Annotated in this window: 15 protein-coding genes and 2 tRNA genes; 14 read left to right on the forward strand and 3 right to left on the reverse strand. The window is 45.9% G+C overall.

Going from position 1 to position 14906, the window contains the following annotated elements; all coding sequences use genetic code 11:
- The first annotated feature begins 148 nt into the window (after positions 1-148).
- From pepN to rbr, 4 genes are all read left to right on the forward strand, one after another.
- Positions 149-2821, forward strand: coding sequence for an aminopeptidase N (pepN, locus tag NW199_RS05305; protein ID WP_258333865.1), 2673 nt, complete (start codon positions 149-151; stop codon positions 2819-2821).
- A 20-nt stretch (positions 2822-2841) separates the two neighbouring features.
- Entirely contained in the window at positions 2842-3834 is a 993-nt protein-coding gene (locus tag NW199_RS05310) for a class 1 fructose-bisphosphatase (RefSeq protein WP_022473606.1), read from the forward strand.
- Positions 3835-3843: 9 nt separating this feature from the next.
- A complete protein-coding gene (locus tag NW199_RS05315) occupies positions 3844-4011 on the forward strand; it encodes a hypothetical protein (RefSeq protein ID WP_258333866.1) in 168 nt (55 codons plus the stop codon).
- Between the two features lie 168 nt (positions 4012-4179).
- A complete protein-coding gene (gene rbr, locus NW199_RS05320; protein WP_258333867.1) occupies positions 4180-6228 on the forward strand; it encodes a rubrerythrin in 2049 nt (682 codons plus the stop codon).
- A gap of 45 nt (positions 6229-6273) precedes the next feature.
- On the opposite strand, the gene mscL is transcribed toward rbr, so the two are convergent.
- Positions 6274-6756, reverse strand: a complete 483-nt coding sequence (gene mscL / locus NW199_RS05325; RefSeq protein WP_022473609.1) for a large conductance mechanosensitive channel protein MscL — start codon at positions 6754-6756, stop codon at positions 6274-6276.
- Between the two features lie 106 nt (positions 6757-6862).
- Here mscL and NW199_RS05330 point away from each other — a divergent pair.
- From NW199_RS05330 to NW199_RS05360, 7 genes are all read left to right on the forward strand, one after another.
- Positions 6863-6936, forward strand: a tRNA-Gly gene (locus tag NW199_RS05330).
- A gap of 43 nt (positions 6937-6979) precedes the next feature.
- A complete protein-coding gene (gene trmB, locus NW199_RS05335; protein ID WP_249091394.1) occupies positions 6980-7702 on the forward strand; it encodes a tRNA (guanosine(46)-N7)-methyltransferase TrmB in 723 nt (240 codons plus the stop codon).
- Between the two features lie 11 nt (positions 7703-7713).
- Entirely contained in the window at positions 7714-8565 is an 852-nt protein-coding gene (locus NW199_RS05340; RefSeq protein WP_022473611.1) for an undecaprenyl-diphosphate phosphatase, read from the forward strand.
- Between the two features lie 292 nt (positions 8566-8857).
- Positions 8858-9328 (forward strand): EVE domain-containing protein, encoded by a 471-nt coding sequence (locus NW199_RS05345; protein ID WP_258333868.1) that lies wholly within the window; start codon positions 8858-8860, stop codon positions 9326-9328.
- A 103-nt stretch (positions 9329-9431) separates the two neighbouring features.
- A tRNA-Thr gene (locus tag NW199_RS05350) sits at positions 9432-9507 on the forward strand.
- A 93-nt stretch (positions 9508-9600) separates the two neighbouring features.
- The gene (locus NW199_RS05355; RefSeq protein WP_249091397.1) at positions 9601-10653 is read left to right on the forward strand and encodes a methionine ABC transporter ATP-binding protein; all 1053 of its coding nucleotides are present in this window, start codon (positions 9601-9603) and stop codon (positions 10651-10653) included.
- Positions 10650-11303 (forward strand): methionine ABC transporter permease, encoded by a 654-nt coding sequence (locus NW199_RS05360; RefSeq protein WP_022473614.1) that lies wholly within the window; start codon positions 10650-10652, stop codon positions 11301-11303. The genes NW199_RS05355 and NW199_RS05360 overlap by 4 nt, the downstream gene beginning before the upstream one ends.
- Before the next feature lie 31 nt (positions 11304-11334).
- On the opposite strand, the gene NW199_RS05365 is transcribed toward NW199_RS05360, so the two are convergent.
- Positions 11335-11874, reverse strand: a complete 540-nt coding sequence (locus tag NW199_RS05365; protein ID WP_022473615.1) for a lipopolysaccharide assembly protein LapA domain-containing protein — start codon at positions 11872-11874, stop codon at positions 11335-11337.
- A 144-nt stretch (positions 11875-12018) separates the two neighbouring features.
- Here NW199_RS05365 and upp point away from each other — a divergent pair, with 144 nt between their 5' ends.
- From upp to NW199_RS05380, 3 genes are all read left to right on the forward strand, one after another.
- Positions 12019-12666 (forward strand): uracil phosphoribosyltransferase, encoded by a 648-nt coding sequence (gene upp, locus NW199_RS05370; RefSeq protein WP_249091399.1) that lies wholly within the window; start codon positions 12019-12021, stop codon positions 12664-12666.
- A gap of 297 nt (positions 12667-12963) precedes the next feature.
- Positions 12964-13755 carry a fumarate reductase cytochrome b subunit gene (locus tag NW199_RS05375; RefSeq protein WP_022473617.1) on the forward strand — a complete coding sequence of 264 codons (792 nt, stop codon included), beginning with the start codon at positions 12964-12966 and terminating at the stop codon, positions 13753-13755.
- 115 nt (positions 13756-13870) lie between these two features.
- Positions 13871-14218 carry a DUF4156 domain-containing protein gene (locus NW199_RS05380; RefSeq protein WP_022473618.1) on the forward strand — a complete coding sequence of 116 codons (348 nt, stop codon included), beginning with the start codon at positions 13871-13873 and terminating at the stop codon, positions 14216-14218.
- Position 14219: 1 nt separating this feature from the next.
- On the opposite strand, the gene NW199_RS05385 is transcribed toward NW199_RS05380, so the two are convergent.
- Positions 14220-14885 carry a response regulator gene (locus NW199_RS05385; protein WP_022473619.1) on the reverse strand — a complete coding sequence of 222 codons (666 nt, stop codon included), beginning with the start codon at positions 14883-14885 and terminating at the stop codon, positions 14220-14222.
- Positions 14886-14906 lie beyond the last annotated feature (21 nt).

Raw genomic sequence — 14906 nt, forward strand, 5'->3', positions numbered from 1 at the left:
GATATGTTCTTAGGCACATTCTGTTAGACAGAGCGTTCGCTTCTTGTTAAAAAATAAGTCACCGGAAAGCAGAAAAATCTCTGTTAAATGCTTACAATGTTTGGGTTGAAGTACTCAAGAAACGTCCTGATTTTCAGAGGTTTTAAGCATGGCGTCGGCTACCGTTTTCCGCAAAGATTACATTCCCCCCACACACTGGGTTGATTCAGTTTATCTAGAGTTTGACCTTCACCCTCAGCAAACACATGTCCACAGTACTTTGATGATTCGCCCCAATGAAGATCGAATCAATAATGATCTGGTACTGAATGGACGAGATTTAGATTTAATTCGCATCGCCATTGACGGTCGTGAATTGGACAGATCCGAATACACGATATTACCCACCGGAGACATTGTGCTTCGCGGTATTACCGAAAACATTAAGCTTGAAATCGAAAATGTTATTAATCCTCAAGCTAATTCTTCGTTGATGGGGTTGTACCTGTCAAACGGGAACTTTATGACACAGTGTGAGGCAGAAGGTTTCCGTCGGATAACCTACTACCCTGACAGACCGGATGTTTCAGCCAAATTCACTATCAGAATCAATGCTCCGAAATCAGTCTGTCCTGTTTTGCTTTCTAACGGTAATTTGATTGAAGAAGGTGAATTGGACGGTAATTGGCACTACACCTGTTGGGAAGATCCGTTTCCCAAACCCAGCTACCTCTTTGCACTAGTGGCCGGCAATTTGAAATGCCGCGAAGAAAAATTCCAACTGAAAAACGGAAAAAAGGCACTTTTACAGATTTGGGTTGAACCCCGCAATTTGGATAAAACGGAATTCGCTTTAGAAAGTTTAAAGCGCGCGATTGCTTGGGATGAAGAACGGTTTGGCCTGGAGCTTGATTTGGAACGCTTCATGATTGTCGCCACCGATGACTTCACCATGGGCGCCATGGAAAATAAGGGACTGAACATTTTTAATTCTCGCTGTGTGTTGGCAACACCGCAGGTAGCAACGGACCGTGATTTTGCTCGGATTGAAAGTGTTATCGGACACGAATATTTCCACAATTGGACGGGTGACCGTGTCACTTGTCGCGATTGGTTCCAACTCACTTTAAAGGAAGGCTTAACGGTTTTCCGTGAACAGGAATTCGCAGCTGATATGCTGGGGGATTCCACCGCCCGAGCAGTCAAACGCATTGAAGATGTTCGTTATCTGCGCGACAGACAATTCCCGGAAGACGCCGGCCCCATGGCCCATCCGATTCGTCCGGAATCTTATGAAGAAATCAACAATTTCTATACCACCACGGTATACGAAAAAGGTGCTGAAGTTATCCGTATGCTTCAGACACTTTTAGGCAAGGACGGATTCAAGAGAGGCCTAGATCTCTATATCAGAGAGCACGACGGCAGCTGCGCCACCTGCGAAGATTTTCTTAATGCAATGGCTGAAGCCAATATGCGCAATTTGAATCAATTTAAGCGTTGGTATTCGCAAGCCGGAACCCCCCATGTACGCGTTCGCACACACTGGGATGCTCAAAGCGCAACCTATGCCGTTACATTGACTCAATTTTGTCCGCCTTCTCCGGGACAGGACAAGAAGGAACCTTTCTTTATACCTTTTGATATTGCTTTATTCAACAGCAAGGGCACGCCTATCGCATTGCAGTTGCAAGAAGAAACAACCGCCAAGGGGACTTCTCGCGTATTAGAACTAACCGATGAAGAGCATACTTGGGTATTTGTTGGCGTTAAAGAACAACCCATCCCCTCTTTAGCTCGAAATTTCTCTGCTCCGATCATCGTTGATTACAACTACACACCCGAAGAGCTTGTCTTTTTAAGTCAATGTGACAACGATGCCTTTAATCGCGCGCAAGCGATGGAGGAACTATCGCTTCTTTGCATCAACGAAATGGTGGCTGACTTTGAACGCGGCACGCGTATGGTCATCAATCCGCACTACAGAAACGCCTTTGAATCCATGTTGACCGACAAGAGCGTTTCGCCGGCATTTAAAGCCATTGCGCTGACACTACCCAGCGAAACCCGTATTGCCGAATCTCAGCCGATGATTAACCCGATTGCGATTCGTGCCGCTATTCGTTCACTGAGAGAACAACTTGGAAGACAGTTCTCACACGTTATCATGCGTGTCTTTGATGACAATGCACCCAATCCCGTTTACTCGTCGAGCGCTGCTGAGGCTGGGAAGCGGGCCATGCGTGCTTTCTGCTTTGAATTACTGTTGGCAGGCGGCAATGCCAAGTCGCTGTTGCGGGCTCGTCAAATTTTTGAAACCAGCAAAAACCTGACCGAGCGTCTGGATGCATTAAGAATTATCGTAAACAGCGCATCGCCAACGAAATTTACCCTATTGGAAGCGGCAGAAGCTGAATGGCGCAAAGAGCCGTTATTGATTAATAAATGGTTCACGCTCCAAGCAACCGCTACTGTTCCGATGGACGAATGCCCAATCGTTGACGTAGTCCAAAATCTGATTGAGCGTTATCCCGGCTACAACGTACACAACCCCAACAACGTCTATTCGCTCGTGTTGGCATTCTGCCAAAACAATCTGGCAGAGTTCCATAGACCGGATGGCGCCGGGTACAAACTCTGGGTTGAGCAAGTACTTAAACTCGACAGAATTAATCCACAAGTTTCGAGTCGCTTAGCCCGCTGCCTAGACAATTGGCGCCGATACACCCCGGAATGCTCTAAGCTGATGTTCAGTGCGCTCAAATATGTTTATTCGCAACCCAATTTGTCTTCTGATCTCAAAGAGGTCGTTGGCAAAGCGCTCAATAATGCAACCCATTAATTTTGAGAAGGATTTTTAAGATGGCAAAAACTTTAGACCTCTACCTCCATGATTTGGAAACGCATCATGGAGTTGATCCTCGGTTGACTGCTTTGATCAATCACTTGGCTTGTACTTGCAAAGAAATCAGCTTTAAAGTCAGTCAAGGGGCATTGGCCGGCGTGTTGGGTTCAGCCGGCAGCGAAAATGTTCAAGGTGAAACGCAGAAAAAACTCGACATTATTGCCAACGACATCATGTGTCGAGCCTGCACTGAGAGCGGTTTTGTCAGTGGTGTAGCCAGCGAAGAAATGGATCATGCGCTTCAAGTACCGGCAAATTGTGATGTTGGACCTTATCTGGTGCTCTTTGATCCGCTCGATGGTTCGAGCAATATCGACATCAACGTCTCAATTGGCACCATCTTTTCTATCCTTCCGGCGGGCACTCCTCACCGTGACGTCAAAGATGAAGAGTTCCTGCAACCCGGAAGAAAACAACTGGCCGCCGGTTACGTCATTTACGGTCCGCAAACTCAATTGGTCTTTACTCTCGGTTTTGGAACAACGCTTTTCACTCTCGATTTAGGTACCGGTAATTTCTACCAAACCATCGAAAAACTTGAAATTGCTCCGCAAGCCAAAGAGTTTGCCATTAACTGCTCCAATATGCGTCATTGGGAAGCTCCTGTGCAACGCTACATCACTGAGTTACTAGCAGGCACAACCGGACCGCGTGGCAAAGACTTCAACATGCGATGGGTTGCCGCAATGGTTGCTGAGGTTCACCGCATCCTCAATCGAGGTGGTATTTTCATGTACCCGCGCGATGACCGCGATCCTTCTAAACCCGGAAAATTACGTCTGATGTATGAAGCCAACCCGATGAGTTGGTTGGTGGAACAAGCCGGCGGTCGCTCCACCAACGGAAAAGAGGATATTTTGGATATCACTCCGGAAGGACTGCACCAGCGCGTTGCTGTTTTCTTAGGTGCAAAAGAGGAAGTGGACTTGGTCACCTCTTACCATCGTTAAGAGATTTTCATGGATTGGTTGGATTTCCTGCTCAACTGGATACTTTTACCTCTGATCATCATCTATGGTTTTGTCAGTTGGTGCAAAGAAAACCCTGACACAAAATTTTGGAACAGTCCATACGAACACGATGATAAAAAAGAGGAAAAAGAGAATCGTTCCTTGAAAGACAAATGATCTCTTCTGAAGGCGTTTTTGATTGTTTTTATCTATCAAAAACGCCCTTTTCATAGATAAAAACTATTGCTCAATCGGACAACTTGAATTGTTTTTTGTTGACAGCATTCTTATACTCACAACAAACCCCTTTACACCCATTGGCCTATCTTGAGTTTGGGAGATTCTATGTCTAAGCATGAATCATTGGATGTTCGTGTCGCTGTCGAACCGGATAATCCCGCATTGATTCGTAATGAGTCTTTATGTGTTAATTGTTCCATGTGCCGCCAAGTATGCGAAGACTATATCGGCGTACACGGTCATTACGATTTAACAAAAACCGGCGATAAAGCCATCTGTATTCACTGTGGCCAGTGCATCAACGTCTGTCCTACCGGAAGCCTTTTAGGTCGCAATGAGTATTCTCAAGTACAAGAAGCTATTGATGATCCGGAACGTATTGTCGTCATTTCCACTTCTCCTGCTGTCCGCGTGGCTCTTGCAGAAGCTTTCGGCCTTGAGGCAGGTCGCTTTGAAGAAGAAAAAATGGTGGGCCTTTTGCGTCAACTCGGCGCTGACTATGTGCTTGATACCAACTTTGCTGCAGACCTCACGATCATGGAAGAGGCTTCTGAATTGGTGCAAAGAATCACGAAAAAGAGTGCTCCCCTGCCGCAATTTACGAGTTGTTGTCCCGCCTGGGTTAAATATGCCGAAACGTTCCACCCGGAAATAATTGCCAATATTTCCAGCGCAAAAAGTCCGATTGGTATGCAAGGGGCCACGGTTAAAACCTATTTTGCTCGTGAAAATGCACTGGATGCCAAAAAAATCGTCCACGTTGCTTTAGCTCCCTGTACTGCTAAAAAGTTTGAAGTCCGACGCGAGGAGTTCAATAGCAGCGGCCGCTATCACGCAGATGAATCCATCCGTGACACAGATTTCGTTATTACAACAACAGAGTTAGCCGAGTGGGCTCAATCTAAGGGAATTGGTTTTGATGACATCACTCCTTCCCACTATGACCGCTTAATGGGAGAAGGGTCCGGTGCAGGCGTTATTTTTGGAAACACCGGTGGAGTCATGGAAGCGGCCTTACGTACTGCACACTTTCTGGTGACGGGCCACGCGGCCCCTGCTGAATTCTATGATCTTCAACCAGTCAGAGGTTTGACAGACGTAAAAGAAGCCTGTGTTCGGATTGCTGACTTGACTCTAAACGTAGCCGTAGTTTACGGTACCGCCAACGCCGGAAAACTTATCGATCAAATCAATAAGGGTGAGAAAACTTATCACTTCATCGAAGTGATGACCTGCCCTGGTGGTTGTATCTCGGGCGGCGGTCAGCCCAAATTAAATTGGGGACAAGAAGACCTCACTCGTCAGCAGCGAATCGATGCTTTGTACGCTCGTGACAGCAGCTTTGACAAGGCACACCGTACAAGCTACGAAAACGAAGAAATCAAGCGTATCTACGAACAATTTTATGGTCATCCATTATCGGAATTGGCCGAAAAACTTTTACACACGCACTACACGGACCGTAGTGCATCTTTAGGAGAAAAGAAAATGAAATACCGTTGCAAAGTATGCGGTTATATCCACGAATGCGAAGGTGAATTGCCCGCTGATTACATTTGCCCTATCTGCAAGAAGGGAATTGAATTTTTCGAACCTGTCGAAGAATCCAAAAAAGCCTGCGGACAATTGGCTGGCACCAAGACTGAAAAGAATTTGATGACCGCTTTTGCTGGTGAGTCACAAGCTCGTAACAAGTACACCTACTTTGCTGAAGTAGCTAAACGCGAAGGCTATGAACAAATCGCCGCTATCTTCTTGCAAACGGCTCGTAATGAACAAGAACATGCCCGCTTGTGGTGCGATGCCTTGGGTTGGATTCAAGATACGGCCAAGAATCTCGGCGCTGCTGCAGAAGGTGAAAATTACGAATGGACCGATATGTACGACGGCTTCGCAAAAGACGCAGAGGAAGAAGGCTTTAGCGAATTAGCTGCTAAGTTCCGCGCTGTTGCCGCTATTGAAAAGGCCCATGAAGAACGCTATCGCAAACTTCTCAAAAACGTTGAGATGAAGCAAGTTTTTGAAAAGGCCGGTCAGGCAATGTGGGAATGCCGCATTTGCGGTCACCTTGTAATGGGCGTTAAGGCTCCTGAGGCTTGCCCGGTTTGCGGCTATGCTCAAAGCTATTTTGAAGTACGAGCCGAAAACTACTAATCACTAACAATGTGATCACTAAAGGGGCGACTCGCCCCTTTTTTCTTATTTTTCAGACTGCTGTTTGAGCAAATCACGGATTTCCTGTAACAGAACAATATCAGCTGGAATAGGAGCAGGAGCGGCCTTAGCGGCTTGCTCCTCTTCCTTTTTCTTAGCCATTAACTTAGCCTCAGCAGCCGTACGAACTTTATTGACAACACGAACTAAACAGAAAACCACCAAAGCCATCAAGAGGAAATGAAAGACGGCGGTGAAAAAAGCACCGTAACCAAAAACGGCGGCACCGGCCTTCGTTAATGCGTCATAGGACATGGGGCCGGTGTAATTTTCCGGCATGGAAAGCACAAAGAAAAAATTCGAGAAATCTTGTGAACCGATTAAAACGCCGAGAATGGGATTGATCACATCTTTAACCAAAGAATTCACAATAGCCGTAAATGCCGCGCCGACGATCACACCGACAGCCATATCAACAACATTGCCACGGCTGATAAACGCCTGGAAATCAGAAATAAATTGCTTCATATTGATCCTAAAATGAAAAAAGCCTTGCGATTATATAGACATAGGCCGTTTTAGTGATTTATCGCCATTTTTTCTGAAATTTCAGTAAAATAGCAAGCCTGTTTTTGCGGATGTAGCTCAATGGTAGAGCAGAGGCTTCCCAAGCCTATGACGGGGGTTCGATTCCCCTCATCCGCTCCAATTTTCTTATTGCAACGGACCCAAGAGTCCGTTTTTTTCTAGTATGACCGAAAGAAGAGTCCTGAGCGCCGAAGAAATTGAGGCGTTCAAGAAAAAACATATCCGCAGTTTTACCCTGCGCCGCGGCCATATCAGCCAAGCTCAAAAGCGCGCGCTCGAAGAGTTGCTTCCCCGATACGCGGTTGAATATGAACAAAAACTCATTAATCCGACAGAACTTTTCGGACGCGAGGCACCATGGGTGTTAGAGATTGGCTGCGGTATGGGAGAGACAACGGCCCTTATTGCGCAGATGCACCCGGAAGTTAATTTTTTAGGTTGTGAAGTTTTTTCCGCCGGAGTCGGTGCGTTGGCTAAGCGGCTCGATGAAATGGCCCTCACTAACGTAAGAATTATTCAACATGACGCAGTTGAAGTCGTCAAAGACATGATTGCTCTTGACAGTCTTCAGGGCGTTCATATTTACTTCCCTGATCCGTGGAGAAAAGCCAGACATCATAAGCGTCGTCTCGTCGCACAACCGTTTATCCACGAACTTGTCCAACGAATTAAACCGGGTGGATATATTCACTGCGCGACAGACTGGGAAAACTACGCCGAGCAAATGCTGGAGGTTTTACAAAATGAGCCTCTTTTAAGCAATCTGTACGATGGGTACTCCCCCGTTATGGCCAATCCCATCACCGAGCGACCGATGACAAAATTCCACGCTCGCGGTGAACGTTTGGGCCATGGTGTTTGGGACCTTGTTTTTAAACGGAAATAATCGGTTTAAGTATGGATCTCATTTATCAAATCAAAGCGTTCATTCTTGGTATCGTGGAAGGCTTGACAGAATTTCTGCCCATTTCTTCCACTGGCCACTTAATCATTGCCGGAGACTTGCTCAATTTCGATGGCCCTGAAGTCAACACTTTCAGTATCGCCATTCAAGCCGGCGCTATTTTTGCAGTTTGCTGGTTCTATCGGGTCAAACTTTGGAATATTCTCACCCATTTGTTTAAACCCGGAAAAGAGCAACAATTAGCAATCAATATTGTTGTTGCATTTTTGCCGGCTGCCGTATTAGGGGTCATTTTCGCCGATATGATTGAACGGCTGTTATTTAATGCGGTGACTGTCGCAACGGCTCTTGTTGTGGGTGGTTTGATCATTTTCTGGATTGAAAACCTACATGCAAAACGTTCATACGCCCCTCGTGTCCAAACGATGGATGACATGACCATTAAAGATGCATTCCTGGTCGGTTGTATGCAATGCATTGCTATGATTCCAGGCACAAGCCGTTCCGGCTCAACGATTATCGGTGGCTTGGTCTTAGGCCTATCCAGAAAGGCCGCTACGGAATTTTCATTCTTTTTAGCCATTCCTACTATTTTCGGCGCCACTGTTTACTCGTTAGGGAAAACTTTTTTACGAGTCTCCAATGAACACAGTTTTGTCTGGACATCTGACATGACTTGGGGCTTTAGCATCGGTTTTGTTGTGTCTTTTATTAGCGCGTTGATCGTTGTTAAATGGCTTTTGCGTTATGTTTCCAGCAACGATTTCAAGCCCTTTGGATGGTACCGGATTATTTTTGGCGTAGTCATTTTAGGTACACACTTTAGCGGCCTTGTCCAGTGGTAATTTTGACCGACGGCAGATCAGGTTAATATTTTTTGATTTGCCGTTTTTTTGTTTGTATTTTTAGTCAATCTGTACGACAATTATCTTGTTCCCGGTAGGCGGATAGTGCTTTAAGATTCCTTGTTCCAATGCTTATCCCAACCGGTTGCTGGACTTGGGGCCGGCTGTGCGGAGGCACGTGTTGCTTCCCCGAAACCCGTCTCAGAGGCGACCAATCTTGACTCTTCGGACTCAGGATGCAAGGCAACCCTTATCGGGAACTTTTCTTTTGCTCTAGCCTTGTCTTACCCCGATGAAAAAATATTGGCTGATGAAGTCCGAACCCTCAGAGTGCTCATTTGAAAGTGTGCTGGAAATGCCTCGGCAGACTGTGCCCTGGTTCGGTGTTCGTAATTACCAAGCTCGCAACTTCATGCGAGATCAGATGACTGTCGGCGATTCCGTACTTTTCTATCATTCCTCATGTGCTTACCCCGGTATTGCTGGCTTAGCTCATGTTGCCAGCAGTGCTCATCCGGATGAAACACAATTTGATCAAAACAGTGTTTACTTTGATCCAAAATCTTCCCGTCAAAACCCACGCTGGGTTTGTGTGGACGTTCGCGCTGATGAGGCTATAGAACTAATCGGCATTTCCGAACTTCGCAAGTATCCTGAACTCGCTCAAATGCGGGTATTACAAAAAGGAAACCGTTTGTCGATTACGCCAGTAACAAAAGAAGAATACCTTTTCATTGTTAAAAGGTTGGTCAAAAAAATTTAGACTTTCCTTTAGCCCTTTTTGAGGGAGATTTGGGTCATTTGCAAAATAAAAAAAACTACGGCATAATTCTGCTTCTCCCAAAACGGGAGGCTGAAAATGGGAAGCCGGTTTAGCTCAGTTGGTAGAGCAGCGCATTCGTAATGCGAAGGTCGGGAGTTCAAGTCTTCTAACCGGCACCATCTCTTAAACTCGTTCCTTTGGACGAGTTTTTTTGTATCTGCACCTTTTTTCTGTGTTAGGCTTAGCGCTTCATTCTTCTTGGGTTTAATACGATGATTGACATCGACCACCTCTCTCAAGCCTTTAGTACCCCTGACGGAAAAACAGTTCACGCTGTCAAAGATGTAACCCTTCACATCAATAAAGGGGAAATTTTCGGCATTATCGGCCGCTCCGGTGCCGGTAAATCAACTCTTGTCAGAACAATCAATTTTCTGAATAAACCCACGCAAGGATGCGTTCGAGTCAATGGCGAATCTCTCAATGACATGAATGCTGATCAGCTGCGCACAATTCGCTCAAAGATCGGCATGATTTTTCAGCACTTCAACCTGCTGAGTTCTCGCACCGTATTCGACAACATCGCTCTGCCACTTGAGCTGCATAACGTCCCCAAAGAAGAAATTGACCGCAAAGTTAATCATTTAATTGACCTTGTTGGTTTGTCTGAACACAAAAACAAATATCCTCGTCAATTGTCCGGTGGTCAAAAACAGCGTGTCGGCATTGCCCGAGCTCTGGCCAATGACCCCATTGTGTTGCTTTCCGACGAAGCTACCAGTGCTTTGGATCCGGAAACAACACGCTCAACATTGGATCTGTTATTAAAAATTAATCAGACCTTGGGCGTCACAATCGTCCTAATTACCCACGAAATGGAAGTAGTCAAACAGATATGCGACCGCGTGGTTGTCATGGACAAAGGCGAAATTGTGGAAAGCGGAACGGTACTTGAGGTATTTCGCCATCCTAAACACCCGACAACGCGCGCCATGCTTGCCGACGTCGTTGTTCACGACATGCCGCAGCGAATCTATAACACCGTTCGTGAGCGTATAGAAACCGCCGTGAATAATGGCCGCTTCGCCAAACTTCTCCGATTGACCTTTGTAGGCTCAGAAGTCACGTTGCCTGTTTTGTCTATCATCACCCGTCGATTTGAAATTGATTTCAATATCTTGCAGGGACAAGTTGAGGAGTTGAAAGGAACCAGTTTCGGTATGCTCACGATTTTGGCCGAAAGCCCCAACTATGAAAATTACCGGGCTGCATTACAGTTTTTAAATGACAACCAAGTTGAGTATGAAGAGGTAGCCTTAGTATGAATGCAGACATTGTCGCCCTTTTAGGGGAAGGTTTTATTGAAACCGTCATTATGGTGATTGGAAGCGGTGTCCTTGGCAGCATCATTGGCATCCCGTTAGGTGTCCTTTTACATGTAACCGATAAGGGCGGCTTAATGCCCAAGCTGGCTACAAATGCCATTGTGGGTGTTATTGTAAATGCCGTGCGTTCAACCCCCTTCATTATTTTGCTGGTTGCTATTTACCCACTCACCCGCTTGATTGTCGGAACAACGATTGGCACCACAGCAACATTAGTGCCGCTCGTAATTGGGGTCGCTCCCTTTATCGCTCGTTTGGTTGAAACAAGCCTTCGTGAGGTTGATCGTGGACTCATTGAGGCGGCCCAATCCATGGGGGCAACCAACATGCAAATCATCAATAAGGTGCTTATTCCTGAAGCCATGCCCGGCATTGTTGCCGGCGTGACGATCGCTATCGTTACCTTAGTGGGTTACTCTGCCATGGCAGGAGCAATCGGTGGAGGCGGATTAGGCGACATCGGTATTCGTTATGGTCACAATCGATATATGCCTGACGTCATGTGGACTGTTGTTTTAATTCTTGTTGTGTTTGTCCAAGTGATACAGAGTTTCGGCGATTGGTGCGTTAGAAAGGTCTCAAAACGTTGAAAAATGGCGGGATTTCCCGCCATTTTTTGTTTTATTTTTCCTTCGTTGTATCCTCTATTTTCTTTTCACCGATACTAATGTCTTTACCGGCAGCCATTTCAACCAACTGGGATAGACGGTCTTCCACTTCTCCCACACTGGCGGAAAGTGAATTCACCGTTTCCTGCGCACTCTCATCCACCGCCGATTGCAATCCATTGACTGCTGCCATTAAAGAAGAATGGCGAGATGCACTTTGATTTTGCAACTCCAAAATCTGCTTTTGCATCTCATTTTTCAATTCCACAAAACGAGATTGCTCGGCTTTTTGAGCCAGATCTCGTGCCTGCTGAAGCTGTTTATTAACACGACGCAATTCCATTGAAAGCGCCGCTTGTTGAACAAAGCCGTAAACCAAGCAAATCAAAATCACCAAACCGGGTCCTAACAATAGTATGAGTCCCAAGGGAGCCTGTATCTCCGTGTAGAGCAAATTCACATTGACATTTGCCATGACGCCTTCCCAGTTAACCACAAGGAAAACAGAACAAAGGACAAACAATAAAAGTAAGAAAACGGTTCTCAAATGCATGGCTGTTCTCGAAAATTTTTCGTTAATGAACCTCATAACTGTATCACGAGCAACGCCTCATCGTAACGAATTTTTGAAAAATTACTTTTCCAACCTTTCGAAAACGACTAAGATGGTGAAGGATTTTCAGAAGGAGTACTTTTCATGCAACACGATCCTCGTTTTCCTCGTTTACACATTGTTGATCACCCTCTGATTCAGCACAAACTCAGCATAATGCGCGATAAGAACACCTGCACAAAGGATTTCCGTGCCTTACTTCGAGAAATCGCTTTACTAATGGGTTACGAAGTCACGAGGAATTTGCCGCTTACTACCCACAGCATTGAAACGCCCCTTTGCCGTTTTGATGCTCCATTTCTAGCTGACAAGAAGCCAGTTATTGTTCCCATCTTGCGTGCCGGTCTAGGTATGGCCGATGGATTTTTGGAGCTAATGCCTTCTGCACGCGTCGGTCACATCGGCATGTACCGAGACGAAAATAAGCGTCCGGTCGAATATTTGGTTAAATTGCCGGATTTAGAAGGCCGCACATTTTTCTTAGTGGATCCGATGTTAGCAACGGGATATTCTGCCGCACACGGTGTTGAAGTGCTGAAAAAGCGCGGCGTTAAAGGCGAAAACATTATTTTCATGTCTTTGCTTTGCGCACCTGAAGGCGTAGAAACCTTCCAAAAGCTTCATCCCGATGTCGAGGTCTATACCGCAAGTTTGGATGATCACTTAAATGAAAAGGCATATATTGTTCCTGGTTTAGGTGATGCCGGTGACCGCTTGTACGGCACTCTCTAAAAAATTATCCAAACAGCAAAATTAAGGGTTAACCCTAGTATTTTCGGATAAACTTACAGTTTGGAAATACTTTTGTAAGGGTTAACCCTATATTTTTGATTATAAAAACTTAAATTAATCTGAAAAAAGCTGAAAACATCTGATCTAACTCAAACCTTTTTACTGAAAAAGAGAGGATGATACGCATGTCGGAACGCAGAAGCGTTCTGTCTGTTTGTGTTTTTAAACGTCATCAAAGCGCTTGGACCGCGTTTTGAATTTAGGACATAACTTCTTAATAAAAGGTTAAATTTCATCATGTCGATGTATACCTCTGATCAAGAAAAGTATTCCAACACCCCGACGTCTGAAGAAGTCATCGCTGGTGTGGAATTGCGCAATGCCAAGCGCAAGAGCAGATGGCCGGCTTACTGCGACGTTGCCCAATCCGTTACGGGCTTGTTGCTCGGCTTGTTCCTGTTCTGCCACATGGCTTTCACGAGCTCTATTCAATTGGGCAAGGATGTGTTCTGGAACTTGGTCGCTTTCTCCGGCGGCTATCCGATCGATGGCGAAGAACATGCTTGGATGCACGTCGTTTTGATCGGCGCCATCACCCTCTTGGTGATCATCCACGCTTTGATGGCTTTGCGTCGCTTCCCGACGAGCTATCGTATGTTCCATAACATCAAGAGCCAATACCAATTCATCGCTCACCGCGACACCACGCTTTGGATCGTTCAAATCGTGACCGCTGTGATCTTGACCGGTATGGTCTTCCCGCACGTCACCCCGATGTTGCTCGACCCGCACGCCATTGGCCCGAACCTTTCTTCCGTTCACACCTATCACAATGGTTTGCTCTGGACGTTCGTCTTCTTGGTGGCCACTGAATTGCACGGCATGATCGGTTTGTATCGTCTGTGCGTCAAGTGGGACGTCTTCGCTGGTAACCGTGAAGCCCTCCGTAAGATCATGTACTGCGTGGTCGTTTTGATGATCGCCTGCGGTTCCATGACGATGTGGACGTACTACAGCAACGGTAAGGCCCTTGTTGAAAGCGGCGAACCGATCGTTAAGTACGAACCGGTTAACAACTGGTGGAAGTAATCCTCAGTTTTGACTGAATGACATCAAACGCGACCTTCGGGTCGCGTTTGTTTTTTGGGTATTCAATTTTGAATTCGGTACACTATTCGGAAAACTAGATTAAAAGGAATAAAAAATGCGTTTTCGTTTTTTAGCAATGGCCGCCTGTACGATTGCTCTTCTGACAGGATGCATGGCCAATTCTGTAACCCCGCAGGGACAAAAAGTCGTCATTGTTCAAAGTTTGCCTACCCAATATCAATGCACTTACAAAGGAGAAGTCGCTGGCTCTCAAGGAAACTGGCTTACGGGAAGCTGGACATCTAATAGCAATTTAGCGTTGGGAGCCAGAAATGATTTAAGAAATGAGGCTGCTGAATTAGGCGCTAATGTTGTTGTGATCACAGAAACCATCAACGCCACGGACGAAGATAACTCTTTAGAAAATATCACACACGTTGGCCGTGCTTATCTTTGTCGCTGATCTAAATAGTGACGCCGCGATCACGAGCCCACAGTGCTGCCTGTGTACGTGAAGCAAAGCCCATTTTCTTCAGAATGTGCTTCACGTGCACTTTGACGGTACCTAACTGAATCGAAAGATACTCCCCTGTTTGCTGGTTACTCATTCCAATAGACAAGCACTTCAATACATCCTTTTCCCGACTAGTCAAACAATTGAGATCCCGATCAACTTCTCCAGTATCATCCCTGAATGCACGAGTCAAGGCCGCCATCAAACGATTGCTGACAACGACCTTTCCATTACAAACCCTTTTGATTTGAGACAAAAGCTCCTGAACCTCAATCAATTTGGATAAATACCCTTCGGCTTGAAGCTGGACCGTAGCCATCAATTCTTCACTGTCATCACGATCGGTCATCATAATGACTCGGGCTGGATTATGAAGAGCTTTTGCATAACGAAGCAATTCAATAGCAGCTCCTTTTTTCATATGCATATCAACGATGACTAAATCGGGCTGAAGTCTGTCGATATAAAACATCCCCAACTGCTTGTCACCCGTTTCAGCGACATTTCCAAAGTCATCATCCGCATGTAAAAGACGCGCTAGAGCTTCCCGAAATAACGGGGAGCCATCCACAATCACTACGCAGCTTTTTCTGCTATTTTCCCCTGCTTGCGTCATACATATCCTTAAAGGGAGTGC

The organism is Parasutterella secunda (assembly GCF_024733725.1).
GTDB lineage: Bacteria > Pseudomonadota > Gammaproteobacteria > Burkholderiales > Burkholderiaceae_F > Aphodousia > Aphodousia faecalis.